A 14,343-nucleotide genomic window follows, 5' to 3' on the forward strand; every position below is an offset into this window, starting at 1 on the left:
TTCTGTGAGTCCATCAATTAGAAAAAAATAGCCGCCAGCGCTTATCAGTAAAGCGCTAAATGCTATAAAAACAGAAGCAAAACCATGACCTTGCCCCTCTTTGCCAAAGTCCTGATCGCCAACCGGGGCGAGATCGCACTGCGCACGGTGCGCGCCCTGCACGACCTGGGCATTGCCAGCGTGGCCGTGTATGCCGACGATGACGCCACCAGCCCCCATGTCCACGCAGCCAGTGCGGCCGTGGCACTGGGCGCCACCGGCCCGGCGGCGTACCTGGACGGCGCGCGCCTCATCGCCATTGCGCAGGCGCAGGGCTGCGATGCCGTGCACCCGGGCTATGGCTTCCTGAGCGAGCGCGCCGACTTTGCCCGCGCCTGCGCCGAGGCGGGGCTGCGCTTCATCGGCCCCACGCCTGCGCAGCTCGCGTTGTTCGGCGACAAGGCGCAGGCCCGTGCGCTGGCGCAGCAGCAGGGCGTGCCGCTCATGCCCGGCACGCAGGCGGCGGTGTCTCTGGAGGAGGCCCAGGCCTTCTTCGCGCAGCACGCCCATGCTGGCATCGTCATCAAGGCCATCGGTGGCGGCGGCGGGCGGGGCATGCGCGCGGTGGCGTCGGCCGATGACTTGCCCGCTGCCTACGCGCGCTGTCGCAGCGAGGCGCAGGCCGCCTTTGGTGTGGACGGCGTGTACGTGGAGCGCCTGATGGACAACGCCCGCCATATCGAGGTGCAGGTGCTGAGCGACGGGCGCGAGGTAATTGCCTTGGGCGAGCGCGAGTGCACGCTGCAGCGGCGCTTTCAGAAGGTGGTGGAGATCGCGCCCAGCCCTTCGTTGCCCGCAGTGCTGCGCGAGCGCATCACCACCGCCGCACTGTCCATGGCGCGCGCCGTGGCCTACGAGGGCCTGGGCACGTTCGAGTTTCTGGTGGACCTGGCCTCGAACGACCTGCCGTTTGTGTTCATCGAATGCAACCCGCGCCTGCAGGTGGAGCACACCATCACCGAAGAGGTCACCGGCGTGGACCTGGTGCAGGCGCAGATTGCGCTGGCCGCGGGCCGCACGTTGCAGGACATCGGCCTCGACCCTGCCGAACCGCCTGCCGTGTTGGGCTTTGCCGTGCAGTGGCGCATCAACGCCGAGACGCTGGACGCACAGGGCAACGCCACCCCCGGCAGCGGTACGCTCAGCCGCTTTGACCTGCCCGCAGGCCCCGGCGTGCGCGTGGACACGCACGGCGCAGCAGGCGCCACGCCGTCGCCGCACTACGACACGCTGCTGGCCAAGCTCATCGTGCACACGCGCAGCCCGCGTTTTGCCGATGCGCTGCGCCGCTCGCAGCGCGCGCTGGCCGAGTGCCGCATCGACGGTGTGGCCACCAACCTCGCGCTGCTGCAGGCGCTGGCAACACGGCCCGAAATGGAGAGCCAGCAGGTGCACACGCGCTGGCTGGAGTCGGTGCTGCCAGAGCTTCTGGTTGCTACTAAAAATATAGCTATCAAGGCAGATTCGACTAGCGCTACAGGGCAAAAAGAACCACATATTGCCTCTGACACCCCTGACGGCGCAGTGCTGGCCCCCATGCCCGCCCGCCTGGTGCAGCTGAGCGTGGCCGAGGGCGACGTGGTCGCTGCCGGCGCCGAGCTGGCCGTGCTTGAAGCCATGAAGATGGAGCATGTGCTGCTGGCCCCGCACGCAGGCCGCGTGGGCGCGCTGCTGGCCGTGGCCGGTGGCTACGTCGCGCAGGAGCAGCCGCTGCTGGTGCTGGACCCGGTGGACGATGCGGCCGATGTCGAAGTGCAGGGCAGCGCTGCGCACGACCCCGACCACATCCGCGCCGACCTGCAACGCGTGATCGACCGCCACGCCTTCACGCTCGACGCCGCGCGCCCCGACGCCATGGCCAAGCGCCACGCGCAAGGTGGCCGCTCCGCGCGCGAGAACATTGCCGACCTGTGCGACGACGGCAGCTTCATCGAATATGGCGCCCTCGCCATCGCCGCGCAGGCCCGACGCCGCAGCAAGGAGGACCTGATTGCCAACACGCCCGCCGATGGGATGGTCACGGGCATTGGCGGCATCAACGGCGCACTGTTTGGCGACGAGAAGTCCCGCGCCGTGGTGATGTCGTACGACGCCACCGTGCTCGCGGGCACCCAGGGCGCACGCAACCACGCCAAGACCGACCGCATGCTCGGCATCGCGCTGGCGCAGAAGCTGCCCTTGGTGCTGTTTGCCGAGGGCGGCGGCGGGCGCCCGGGCGACACCGACATGCCCGTGGTGGCGGGGCTGCATGTGCACACCTTCGCCAGCTACGCGGCGCTGTCGGGCCAGGTGCCAGTCATCGGCATCGCCGCCGGGCGCTGCTTTGCGGGCAACGCGGCGCTGCTGGGCTGCAGCGACGTGATCATTGCCACGCGCGCCAGCAACATCGGCATGGGCGGCCCGGCCATGATCGAAGGCGGTGGCCTGGGCGTCTTCAAGCCCGAGCAGATCGGCCCCAGCCCCGTGCAGCATGCCAACGGCGTGATCGACGTGCTGGTCGATGACGAAGCCGGGGCGGTGCAGGCCGCGCGCCACTACCTGTCGTTCTTCCAGGGCCGCACATCAGAGTGGTCCGCGCCCGACCAGCGCCTGCTGCGCGCCGTGGTGCCCGAGAACCGTCTGCGCGTGTACGACACCCGCACGGCGATGGCAGGCCTGGTGGACGAGGGCAGCCTGCTGCTGCTGCGCACCGGCTTTGGCGCGGGCATCCACACCGCGCTGGCACGCATCGAAGGCCGCCCTGTGGGCCTGCTGGCTAACAACCCGCAACACCTGGGCGGTGCCATCGATGCCGATGCGGCGGACAAGGGCGCGCGCTTCATGCAGCTGTGCAACGCGCATGGCCTGCCCATCGTGAGCCTGGTGGACACGCCCGGCTTCATGGTCGGCCCTGAGGTCGAAGCCACGGCCCAGGTGCGCCACGTAAGCCGCCTGTTCGTCACCGCCGCCAGCCTGCGCGTGCCCACCTTCAGCGTGGTGCTGCGCAAGGGCTACGGCCTGGGCGCCATGGGCATGACGGCCGGGGGCTTTCATGCGCCCGTGTTCACTGTCGCTTGGCCCACGGGCGAGTTCGGCGCCATGGGGCTCGAAGGCGCCGTGCGCCTGGGCTTTCGCAAGGAGTTGGAGGCGCTGCCCGAGGGCGCCGAGCGCGACGCGCTGTTTGCCAAGCTGCTGGCCAAGTCCTACGCCAACGGCGAGGCGATGCACATGGCCGCCACGCTGGAGATCGACGCGGTGATCGACCCGGCGGACACGCGGGCCTGGCTGGCGCGGGGGTTGGCATCGGCGCAGGTGGCGCCGCTGGGTCCACGTTGCATCGATACTTGGTGAAGCAGCACGGCACCTGACACGGTGGTGCCTATCGGTGCATCAGGGCGAGCTTTGCGCCGAGCCCGACAAACGCGGCCGCAAAGCCGCGGCGCAGCCACACCAGCGTGCCGGGGCGCTGCAGCACCTGGTCACGAAACCGGGCGGCAAAGACGCCATAGCCCAAGAACACCACAAAGGTCATGGCCATGAAGACCAGCGAGAGCTGGAGCATGCGCCACGCGGGCTGCGCTTCACCCGGTGCGATGAACTGCGGCAGAAAGGTGAGGAAGAACAGCGACAGCTTGGGGTTGAGCAGGTTGATCAGCATGGCTTCCGCGATACGCCCACCGGCTGTGCGTGCGGGTGCGTCAGTGCGAACCTCCAGTGTGGCGGGCGAGCGCCACGTGGCCCAGCCCATGTAGACCAGGTAGGCGACCCCCGCGTAGCGCAGAACTTCGAATGCCGTGGCGCTGGCGTTGAGAAGTGCGGCCAGCCCGGTGATCGCCGCCAGCAGGTGCGGCACGATGCCGAGCGTGCAGCCCAGCGCCGTCACGGCGGCGGCTCGCGCGCCGCCCGAGAGCCCGGCCGCCACGGTCAGCAGGGTTCCTGGCCCCGGCGAGACGACCACGATGAGAGAGGTGATGAGAAATTCGATGCCCATGGCGAGAGGCCGCGCGGCGGCGGCGTGAATTGGCGATGCCCGCAGCATCGGCCAACCCCCGCACAACGGTCTTGAACGAAATTGCAGGGTCCGGGCTGTCAGCCGCGTGTGCGGACGTAGGCGCCCGGTGTGATGCCAAAGCTGCGCGTGAAGAGGCGCGTCAGGTGGCTTTGGTCGGCAAAGCCACTGGCTGCGGCGACATCAGCCAGGGGCGTACCCGCACCCATCAGATGGCGCGCAAGCTGCAGTCGGCGCTGCAGCAGGTAGGCGTGCGGCGTGAGGCCCGTGGCCTGGGCAAATTGGCGCACGAGCTGGTAGCGGCTCAAACTTGCTGCATCGGCCAGTTGCGCGAGGCTCCAGGCCGCGGTGGGATCGTCGTCCATCATGGTGCGAGCCCTGGCGATGGACGCGGCGGATTGTTGGTGGCCCTTCGGCCGCAGCAGGCCGCCCAGCACCCGCAACAGGCATTCCTCCACATGCAACGCTGCGGCCGAGTGGTTGGGGCGGTGGGTGGCCGCGTCGAACAGCGCCAGTACCTGGTCCGCCAGCCGCGCATCGCGCATCGTCGGAGCATGGAATTCGAAGGCGGAGCCGTGCGGGCCCGGATGCACCTCTGCCGCCAATGGCACCACCAGGGCGGGCTCCAGGTAGAGCATGCGCCAGGCGCGTCCACGCTCGTCCAGCGGCATGCCATCGTGGACTTCGCCGGGGTTGACCGTGATGGTGTCGCCTGGGCCCGATTCCACAATCCCCCGGCCGCTGGCCGATTTCTGCGCACCCCGCTCGATCACGCCGAGGCCGAACTGCAAGTGCATGTGCCTGCCGAAGACGAGGCGGGAGTCGGCCTGCATCGCTTCGATGCCGGGCAGTGCGGTGGGCAGGAATCGGAAGGGTTTTTGCTGCATGGCGCGCGGCCTTGGGGTGGCGCGGGGCCATGATAAGCTGACCTGATCGTCCCTTTTTTCCTCCCTCAGTTTCACACGCGGAGACTCCTCTATGCCCGGCCTTTTGCCCGATATCGACCCCGATGGTTTGCTCGAATTTTCGGTGGTCTACACCGACCGCGCGCTCAACCACATGTCCAAGCGCTTCACCGGCGTGGTGCAGGACATCCTGGGCACGCTCAAAGAGGTCTACCACGCCCACACGGCCGTGCTGGTGCCCGGCAGCGGTACCTTCGGCATGGAGGCCGTGGCGCGCCAGTTTGCCAACAAGGAAAAGGTGCTCATCGTGCGCAACGGCTGGTTCAGCTACCGCTGGACGCAGATCTTTGATGCCGACAAGGGCCTGGGCGGCGGCTCCGTGGTGTGCAAGGCGCGCCAGCAGGGCAGTGGCCCGCAGGCGCCCTGGGCACCATGCCCCGCAGAAGAAGTCGCCGCCACCATCCGCGCAGAAAAGCCCAAGGTGGTGTTTGCGCCCCATGTGGAAACGGCCAGCGGCATCATCCTTTCGGATGACTACATCCGCACGCTGACGGCGGCTGCGCATGAGGTGGGCGCGCTGTTTGTGCTGGACTGCGTGGCGTCGGGCGCGATGTGGGTGGACATGCAGGCCACGGGCGTGGATGTGCTCATCAGCGCGCCGCAAAAGGGCTGGAGCGGGTCGCCCTGCTGCGCCATGGTGATGCTGTCCGAGCGTGCGCGCGAAGCCATCGAGGGCACCACGAGCAGCAGCTTTTCGTGCGACCTCAAGAAGTGGATGCAGATTGCCGAGGGCTACGAAAAGGGCCAGCACGCGTACCACACCACTATGCCCACGGATGCGCTGGTGCGCCTGCGCGAGGTGATGGCCGAGACGCGTGAATATGGATTTTCCAAGGTGCGTGACGAGCAGATCGAATTGGGCGCCAAGGTGCGCGCGCTGCTCGAATCGCGTGGCTTTCCCAGCGTGGCGGCAGACGGCTTCAAGGCGCCCGGCGTGGTGGTGAGCTACACCACCGACCCCGGCATCCAGAACGGCAAGAAGTTCATGGAAGTGGGGCTACAGACTGCTGCGGGTGTGCCGCTGCAGTGCGATGAAGGGCCGGACTTCAAGACCTTCCGCATCGGCCTGTTTGGCCTGGAGAAGTGGCACAACGTGGACCGCACCGTGGGCCACTTGTCAAAGGCGCTGGACCAGATTGCGGCGGCTGCCTGACGGGTTGCGGTCAAGATCGGCGGGCTTGCCTGGATGAACGCCGAGGCGGATAGCGCAACCCTCGCCCTGGGGCGTGCCAAGCGGCAGGCTCTGGGCCTGCTGTTGTTGGTCACCGCCGTTTTTTTGGCCACCAGCGTGGTAGAGCGGGGTCTCTGGCTGAATGGTGTGAAGGCCATGGCCGAGGCCGCCATGGTGGGTGCGCTGGCGGACTGGTTTGCGGTGGTGGCGCTGTTCCGGCGCCCGCTGGGCCTGCCCATTCCGCACACCGCAGTCATCGCGCGCAACCAGGCGCGCATCGGCCGCAACCTGGCCACCTTTGTGCGCGACAAGTTCCTGGACGTGCCTTCGCTCGTGTCGCTGATCCGCCGGCACGACCCGGCCGAGCGTCTGGCGCAGTGGCTCACGGCGCCAGGCAACGCCGCGCTGCTGGGGCACCAGGCCACGCGCCTGGCATCGGCCGCGCTGGAGACGGTGCAGGACGCGCAGGTGGAGCGCTTCATCCAAAAAGCCGCGCGTGCCTTGATCGGGCAGGTGGATATGTCGCGTGCCCTGGCGGCGGTGCTCGACACCCTCACGCACAACGGCCGTCACCAGGCGCTGCTGGACGACGTGCTGGCCAAGCTCATCGAACTGCTGCAGAACGAGCAAACCCGCACCTGGGTCGCGCAGTCCATCGTGGTCTGGCTGAAGAAGGACCACCCGCGCACCGAGAAATTACTGCCCAGCGACTGGCTGGGCGACAAGGGCTCGGCCCTGCTGGCCCGCGCGCTGGAGAGCCTGATGGCCGATGTGGCCGCCAACCCGCAGCATGCACTGCGTGCGCAGTTTGATGTGGCGGTGCAGCGCTTTATCGAGCGCCTGCGCAGCGACCCGGAATGGGAGCGCAAGTGCGAGGAGATCCGCACCTGGTTGCAGACCGACGCCACGGTGGCAGGTTATGTGCAGACCTTGTGGCTGGATCTGCGCGGCGCTCTGCAACGCGACCTGGCCGATGCCAACTCGGTGCTGGCGCGGCAGATGGGCAAGCTGGGGTTATGGCTGGGCGAGTCGCTGGCGGGGGACGCGGCGCTGCGGCAGTCGTTCAATGACAGGCTGGAGCGGTGGGTGGAGGGTCTGGCGCCGGATGTGTCGGCGTTCATTGCGCAGCACATCGAGGACACGGTGCGGCGGTGGGATACGGAAGAGATGACGCAGCTGATCGAGCTGAACATTGGCAAGGACCTGCAGTACATCCGCATCAATGGCACCGTGGTGGGCGGGCTCATCGGGCTGGTGCTGTTTGCTGTGTCGCATGTGGGGGAGATGGGGCGGGCTTTGTGGGGCGGGTGAGGACCGCTGAGCGCGGCGCAGCGTGGGACAAGAGGTGATGTCCCTGCCGCACCCCTCACAACAACCGGAACACCAGCGGCATCAGCACCGCCGCCAGCACCACCTGCAGCCCCAGCGCCAACCCTGCATACGCCCCCGCTTCGGCATGCACCTGCAGCGCATGCGCCGCGCCGATGCCATGTGACGCCGTGCCCAGCGCAAAGCCCCGCAGTGCCATGCCTTGCGCGTCGGTGGGCAGGCGCATCAAGCCAAACAACCAGCGCGCAGACAGCGCCCCCACCATGCCCGTCAGCGCCGCGAACACGGCGGCCAGGGCGGGCACGCCGCCGATCTGTGCGGCGATGCCCATGGCGACCGGGGCGGTGACGGATTTGGGGGCCAGCGACATCAGCACATCACCCGGCAGGCCCAGTGCCCAGCCCAGGCCTACAGCGCTGGCGGCCGCCGCGCTGCCACCCGCCAGCGAGGCTAGCACCAGACGGCCCCAACGCGAGCGCAAGGCCGCGCGGCGCTGCCACAGGGGCCAGCCCAGCGCCACCACCGCAGGGCCCAGCAAGAAGTGGATGAACTGCGCGCCCGCAAAGTACGTGGGATAGGCCGTGCCGGTGGCCAGCATGACCGTGGCCAGAATGGCCACCGACAGCATCACCGGGTTGGCCCAGGGCGCGTGCCCCGAGCGCACCGACAGCGCCTGCGCCAGCACATACACCGCCAGCGTTGCGGTCAGCCCGAACAGTGGGGCCGATGCCAGGTACACCCACAGCTCAACGAAGTTCGCCATGGGTCTCCTTGGGCTGCAAAAGACGCAGCACCAGCGCCGTCACGGCCATACCGACCCAGGTGGACAGCACAATCACCGCCACCAGCTGCAGGCCATAGGTGCTCAGCAGCGCCAGGTGGGTCATGACCCCCACGCCCACCGGCACAAACAGCAGCGACAGGTGCTGGAGCAAGAAGCCCGCCGCTGGCGCCACGGCATCCCGCACGGGCTGCCAGCGCAAGGCCAGCAAGAGCAGCACCATGCCGACCACCGGCCCTGGGACCGGGAGCTTCAAAAAGTGAGACAGCGCCTCGCCCCCCGACTGCATGAGCAGAAGAAAGGCCAGCCCTTGCAGCGCCTTCATGGCGATCAGAAACGCGGCAGGTCGGGGTGCTTGATCTGCCCCCCACGCACCAGCATCTTCCCGTACTCCGCGCACCGGTTCAGCGTGGGGATCACCTTGCCGGGGTTCAGCAACCCTGCCGGATCAAACGCGTGCTTGAGCCCGAACATCTGTGCGTTCTCTGCCGCAGAGAACTGCACGCACATGCTGTTGAGCTTTTCCACGCCCACGCCATGCTCGCCCGTCACCGTGCCGCCCATGGCGACGCTGGTCTCCAGGATGTCGGCGCCAAACAGCTCGCAGCGGTGCAGTTGGTCGGCATCGTTCGCATCGAACAGGATCAGCGGGTGCAGGTTGCCGTCGCCCGCGTGGAACACGTTGGCGCAGCGCAGCTGGTATTTCTTTTCCATCTCCTGGATGGCGAGCAGGATGTCCGCCAGGCGCTTGCGCGGGATGGTCGAGTCCATGCACATGTAGTCGGGGCTGATGCGGCCGCTGGCGGGGAAGGCGTTCTTGCGGCCGCTCCAGAAGCGCAGGCGCTCGGCTTCGTCGTTGCTGACCGAGATGGCGATGGCGCCTGCAGCGCGCAGCACGTCGCTCATGCGGCCAATTTCTTCCTCTACCTCTTCGGGTGTGCCGTCGCTCTCGCACAGCAGGATGGCTTCCGCAGTCAGGTCGTAGCCCGCGTGCACAAAGTCCTCCACGGCAGCGGTCATGGGTTTGTCCATCATCTCCAGGCCGGCCGGGATGATTCCGGCCGCGATGACCGCGGCCACCGCGTCGCCCGCTTTGCGCACGTCGTCAAAGCTGGCCATGATGCAGCGCGCCAGCTGGGGCTTGGGGATGAGCTTGACGGTGACCTCGGTGGTCACGGCCAGCATGCCCTCGCTGCCGATCACGGCGGCTAGCAGGTCGTAGCCGGGGGCGTCGAGTGCCTCGCTGCCGAATTCGACGGGCTCGCCTTCCACCGTGAAGCCCTTTACCTTGAGCACGTTGTGCACGGTGAGGCCGTATTTGAGGCAGTGCACGCCGCCCGAGTTCTCGGCCACGTTGCCGCCGATGGTGCAGGCGATCTGGCTGCTGGGGTCGGGCGCGTAGTAGAGGTTGTAGGGTGCCGCCGCCTCGCTGATCGCCAGGTTGCGCACGCCACACTGCACCACGGCCGTGCGGCTTTCGGGGTTGATGTCGAGAATGCGGTTGAACTTGGCCAGCGACATCGTCACGCCCAGGGCGTGCGGCATGGCGCCGCCCGACAGGCCCGTGCCCGCACCGCGCGCCACCACCGGCACCTGCAGCCGGTGGCACGCCTGCAGCACTGCCTGCACCTCGTCGTAGGTTTCCGGCAGGCACACCACCAGCGGGCGCTGGCGGTAGGCGGTGAGGCCGTCGCATTCGTAGGGCGTGGTGTCCTCGTTGTGCCAGAGCAGTGAGTGGGCGGGCAGCACGCGGCCCAGGGCCTGGACAACCTCGGCCTGACGCGCGGCGCGTTCGGACAGGGCTACGGTGGGGTCGGCGGCAGTGTTCATGGCTGTCACTGTAGGGGATGGCTCGGTGCCCGGGCTTGAGCTTTTCTTCAGGGGATTGTGAAAAACACCGGATTGCTCACCAATTGATAGCTGCTAGCGCCTTTTGGGCAAGCGTTGGAGGCAAATTTGCCTGAACCTGATGGAGGCGGGACCGGCTCGGGCGAGGGGGGCGGCCGAGCAAGGGCCGCCTCGCAGCAAGGGCTGCGTCCCCCTTCCCGGCGCATCCGAGAGAAGGGGGAAGGCGCCCAAGGCGACTCAGGGGGATACCTCTACTACGCCATGGTTTTGCGCAGCCACTCGGCAAACGCCGCGCATTCCCACCGGTCCATGGTGCCCGTGCGCCAGCACAGGTAGTGCGCGTGGGGGCTGGCGGTGTCCGTGTCAAACAGGCGCACCAGTGTGCCGTTCTCCAGCCAGGGCGCGCCCAGCTTCAGGCGTACCAGCGCCACGCCCATGCCGGCAGCAGCGCCGTCGCACATCAGGCCGATGTCGTTGAACTGCGAGCCCTCGCTGGGCTCAGCCCAGTCGAGACCCGTGGCAGCAAACCAGGTGCGCCAGGGCTCCAGCGGGCTGCGCAGCAGGGGCACGCCCTCCAGGTCTTCGGGGCGGTCAAAGGGCCCGTGCTCGCGCACGAATGCGGGCGAGGCCAGGGGCGTGACCACGTCGCGCGCCAGCTCCACATGCTCCACGTCGGCATAGTGGCCAGGGCCAAAGCGCACCATCAGGTCGGCGTCTTCGGCCACCACGTCCAGCAGCGGGATGGAGACCTGCAGCGCCAGGTCGATCTCGGGGTACGCCTCGGTGAACTGGCGCAGGCGGGGGATGAGGATGGTGCGCGCAAACGTGGGCGTCACTGCCAGCTTGAGCCGCCGGCGCCCTGGCGCGGCCGCCTGGCCGGGGAACCGCTGCAGCGCACCCAGTCCCTCGCGCACATGGGCCAGGTAGGCGCTGCCCTCGGTGGTCAGCGAAAAATCGGCCCGGCCAAACAGCCGCACGCCCAGGATCTGCTCCAGCTGCTTGACGCGGTGGCTCACGGCGCTGGGCGTCACGCACAGCTCGTCGGCCGTCTGCGTCACGCTGCGCAGGCGGGCCAGGGCCTCGAACGTCAGCAGGCACTGGATGGGCGGAATGCGAGCCGCCGTGCTTGCTCTACGTTCGCGAGTACTGCTCAAGGTCGGATGAGGTAATGGCATGTGCGTTGACCAATTGATAGTGTCTTTCTTCCATCACTTTGACACTTCCGTCGACAACCGTTAGCTCGAACATCGCAATACGGTCGTCCGTCATGAACTGCGCTGACACGGGTCTGCAAATCAACCCGGGAAAGGCTTGTGCACATAGTGCGATGTCTTGTTGAGTTTGCACGACGCCGTGCTTGTCAGACCCTCCTTTGGCTTGCACTGGGACTACGAATTGCCGACCGTGCTTGTCCAGCCCGACATAGATCTCATCAATTTCGATTTGCCCTATACCTTTGACTGTTGTTCGCAGGTGATTCTGAAGAGAGTAGGCCGCAATACCAAGAAAAACATCTATGAGACGGTTGTAGCGGACCTTGGCCAATAGAGCCTGCTCGTCGCCCAACGCGTAAGCCCCAATGATTTCCGGCGTTGCGTCCGGCATCTTGATCGTTAGCAAGTCTTCCCTAGGCAGGATGCGATTACGTTGCGATAGGCGAAAACGGTATCTTGCACGACCCGCTCCTTCAATGATCCATTCAAGACCAGACTTGGCTGAGTCGAGAATTCTTCCCGGAAGTTCGTTTCTGTAGCGAAACGAATAAATCAAATCGCCGACGTTCTTCGGTAATTGCAGCTCGAGTTCTGCAGCGACTGCAATAAGCTCTTCTCGGGTGAATTCAAACGAATCGATTCCAGGTTCGTAGTGATTCTGAAAAACACGCTCGATGATGGCTGCGTATCGATTGGGGTTCCTAGAAACACTGCTCGGTTGCGGTTGTGCTGGGGACTTAGGCATAGGTCTCTTCAATGCTTCGTGTGTAGACGTCGCGACTGGTGGCGCTTCGCTTACGCTGAGCAATGACGTTTCTTGCAACACCAAAGTGGCGTGAAGCATCAAGCATCTGAAAATTCAACAGCGAATCCATCCCTAGCTGCAAAGGCGCACTCGGTATACAAGGGACTAGGCCGAGAGCGCTCATAATTTGTGTTGCAACTGCGCGTCCCAAGAGCGGTGGAACGCTGTTGCCGATTTGCCTGAAACCATGCCACTTCGTTGCATGAAAGCGAAACCAGTCTGGGTATGAGTGCAGTCGCGCAGCTTCTCTCACTGTGATTACGCGAGGCAATGTTGGATGGATTGGCCGGGGAGAGGTAAATGCACCTCGAGCACTGTCGGTACCCGCGCGCAAGGTATTGCACAGTCCGTCGGGATGAAGCTTCTTGAAGCGGCTTACTGGCTCCGTCTCCCCTGGCGGCGTCGCTAGGAATCGTGCCTGAGAGCGTTCGGTATGACTGGTGCGTAGGCTGCTTGTCAGCAGTTCTTTGCGAAACAAGCGCGGATAGCTGAAATCGGTTGCATCAGCCTCTAGGCATCGCAAACGCCTTGCATAGGCTGATCGCGTGCTCCATCTAGCGGTTGTTGCATCGCTTTCTTCCAACTCGGCAAAGTCATCGGCATTTGGCAGATCACCGATCGCATCCCACACGGTGGTGCGGTGGGACGACGCCTTTGGATAGCCTGGCAGCACTTGATCAGCCCGGGCGCCGATTAGGAAGAGCCGCTTTCGGTCCTGAGGAACGCCGAAATCTGCTGCATTCAGCACTTGGTAAGGCAACAGTACCTTGTACCCAGATGCAGTGAGGGCATCTACAAGCTCTTCGAGAAACTGGGCATGCTTGCCGAGAGTTAAACCTTTGACGTTCTCGAATACAAAGTATTTGGGATTTAGCTCTCGAACCAAGCGCACATAGTGAAAAACCAACTGATTCCGAGCGTCATCCAAGGCGCGCTTTCCGATCATGGAAAATCCTTGACACGGGGCCCCACCAAAAACGACGTCAATATCGGTGTGGCCAAGGCCCGCGATGCGTTGAATATCTGCTCCCGACAAATCGACAACAGAAGCGCAGATTGCTTTTGATTGCGGAAAATTGTATTCGTGAGTGGCGCAATGAATTGGATCAATTTCCACCGCAGCCACTACGTCAAACCCCGCTTGCTCAAACCCTAGCGAGAGACCGCCTGCACCAGCAAAGAGGTCCACGCCTATGGGGCGCGCAGTAGCTTTAGTGGGTTGCATATGTTGCTATTGCTTGATTGAACATGTGGCGTGCGAACTGATGTTCGTATGCTTGGCGGCGTCTCAACGGAACACAACTGTCTTGTGGCCGTTCAGGATCACGCGGTGCTCGCTGTGCCACTTCACGGCGCGGGCCAGCACCTGGCTTTCGGTGTCGCGGCCGCGGGCCGTGAGGTCTTCTACGGTGTCGGTGTGGTCGGCGCGGGCCACGTCCTGTTCGATGATCGGACCTTCGTCCAGGTCGGCCGTCACGTAGTGGGCCGTGGCACCGATCAGCTTCACGCCCCGGTCATGCGCCTGGTAGTAAGGCTTGGCGCCCTTGAAGCTGGGCAGGAAGCTGTGGTGGATATTGATTGCCCGACCGGCCAACTTTTGACATAGGTCAAGAGAAAGTATCTGCATGTAACGGGCCAATACCACCAACTCGGCCCCTTCGCCCTCGATAATCTCAAACTGTTTGGCTTCGGCCTGGGCCTTGGTGCTGCCCGTCATCGGGATGTGATGAAACGGCACGTTGTAGCTGGCCGCCAGCTGGTAGAAGTCGCGGTGGTTGCTGATGATGGCGCGGATGTCGATGGGCAGCAGGCCACTCTTCCAGCGGAACAGCAGGTCGTTGAGGCAGTGGCCTTCCTTGCTGACCATGAGCACGGTTTTCATGGGGGCTGCCGTGGCGTGCAGGCTCCAGTGCATGTTGTAGGGCTCGGCAAAGCTGGTCAGGCGCGCTTTGAGGGTGGGGTGGTCGTGCTGGTCGCAGGCAAACTGCACCCGCATGAAGAACAGGCCCGTGGCGTGGTCGTTGTACTGCGCGGCTTCTTCGATGTTGCCGCCATGCTCCAGCAAAAAGCCGGAGACGGCGTGCACCAGCCCCAGGCGGTCGGGGCAGGACAGGGTAAGGATGTAGGCGTTGGTCATAGCTGTGCAATTGTCGCAGCAAGGGCCAAAGGCCGTGAAACCGTGAAATCAACAAGGAGCGCAAGA

Annotated in this window: 12 protein-coding genes; 3 read left to right on the forward strand and 9 right to left on the reverse strand. The window is 65.3% G+C overall.

Translation table 11 applies throughout. The features are described 5' to 3' along the window. Nucleotides 1-84 precede the first annotated feature (84 nt). Complete coding sequence (locus C8C95_RS11740) at nucleotides 85-3,369, forward strand: carboxyl transferase domain-containing protein (RefSeq protein ID WP_116748694.1); 3,285 nt, start codon at nucleotides 85-87, stop codon at nucleotides 3,367-3,369. 28 nt (nucleotides 3,370-3,397) lie between these two features. On the opposite strand, the gene C8C95_RS11745 is transcribed toward C8C95_RS11740, so the two are convergent. Together C8C95_RS11745 and C8C95_RS11750 are read right to left on the reverse strand one after the other, a co-directional pair. Then, nucleotides 3,398-4,009, reverse strand: a complete 612-nt coding sequence (locus tag C8C95_RS11745) for a LysE family translocator (RefSeq protein WP_116750251.1) — start codon at nucleotides 4,007-4,009, stop codon at nucleotides 3,398-3,400. A gap of 98 nt (nucleotides 4,010-4,107) precedes the next feature. After that, nucleotides 4,108-4,914, reverse strand: coding sequence for an AraC family transcriptional regulator (locus C8C95_RS11750; RefSeq protein ID WP_116748695.1), 807 nt, complete (start codon nucleotides 4,912-4,914; stop codon nucleotides 4,108-4,110). A 91-nt stretch (nucleotides 4,915-5,005) separates the two neighbouring features. Between C8C95_RS11750 and C8C95_RS11755 the strand changes: the two genes are divergently transcribed. Further along, complete coding sequence (locus C8C95_RS11755) at nucleotides 5,006-6,145, forward strand: aminotransferase class V-fold PLP-dependent enzyme (RefSeq protein ID WP_116748696.1); 1,140 nt, start codon at nucleotides 5,006-5,008, stop codon at nucleotides 6,143-6,145. A gap of 33 nt (nucleotides 6,146-6,178) precedes the next feature. Further along, a complete protein-coding gene (locus tag C8C95_RS11760) occupies nucleotides 6,179-7,474 on the forward strand; it encodes a DUF445 family protein (protein WP_116748697.1) in 1,296 nt (431 codons plus the stop codon). A 55-nt stretch (nucleotides 7,475-7,529) separates the two neighbouring features. Here the strand turns inward: C8C95_RS11760 and C8C95_RS11765 are convergent, their stop codons facing one another. From C8C95_RS11765 to purU, 7 genes are all read right to left on the reverse strand, one after another. Further along, nucleotides 7,530-8,255: an LrgB family protein gene (locus C8C95_RS11765; RefSeq protein ID WP_056059876.1), complete on the reverse strand. Its 726-nt coding sequence runs from the start codon at nucleotides 8,253-8,255 to the stop codon at nucleotides 7,530-7,532. Further along, the gene (locus C8C95_RS11770) at nucleotides 8,239-8,598 is read right to left on the reverse strand and encodes a CidA/LrgA family protein (RefSeq protein ID WP_056059873.1); all 360 of its coding nucleotides are present in this window, start codon (nucleotides 8,596-8,598) and stop codon (nucleotides 8,239-8,241) included. The genes C8C95_RS11765 and C8C95_RS11770 overlap by 17 nt, the downstream gene beginning before the upstream one ends. A gap of 5 nt (nucleotides 8,599-8,603) precedes the next feature. Further along, entirely contained in the window at nucleotides 8,604-10,103 is a 1,500-nt protein-coding gene (locus C8C95_RS11775; RefSeq protein WP_116748698.1) for an FAD-linked oxidase C-terminal domain-containing protein, read from the reverse strand. A gap of 272 nt (nucleotides 10,104-10,375) precedes the next feature. Further along, nucleotides 10,376-11,275, reverse strand: coding sequence for a LysR substrate-binding domain-containing protein (locus C8C95_RS11780; protein WP_243415682.1), 900 nt, complete (start codon nucleotides 11,273-11,275; stop codon nucleotides 10,376-10,378). Next, entirely contained in the window at nucleotides 11,253-12,080 is an 828-nt protein-coding gene (locus tag C8C95_RS11785) for an endonuclease (RefSeq protein WP_116748700.1), read from the reverse strand. The genes C8C95_RS11780 and C8C95_RS11785 overlap by 23 nt, the downstream gene beginning before the upstream one ends. Further along, nucleotides 12,073-13,365 (reverse strand): DNA cytosine methyltransferase, encoded by a 1,293-nt coding sequence (locus tag C8C95_RS11790; protein ID WP_116748701.1) that lies wholly within the window; start codon nucleotides 13,363-13,365, stop codon nucleotides 12,073-12,075. Before C8C95_RS11790 ends, C8C95_RS11785 begins: the two co-directional genes overlap by 8 nt. Nucleotides 13,366-13,428: 63 nt before the next feature. Then, nucleotides 13,429-14,277: a formyltetrahydrofolate deformylase gene (gene purU / locus C8C95_RS11795; RefSeq protein WP_116748702.1), complete on the reverse strand. Its 849-nt coding sequence runs from the start codon at nucleotides 14,275-14,277 to the stop codon at nucleotides 13,429-13,431. Between the last annotated feature and the right edge of the window lie 66 nt (nucleotides 14,278-14,343).

This window comes from Acidovorax sp. 99 (assembly GCF_003096455.1).
In the GTDB taxonomy this organism is placed as follows: domain Bacteria; phylum Pseudomonadota; class Gammaproteobacteria; order Burkholderiales; family Burkholderiaceae_C; genus Acidovorax; species Acidovorax delafieldii.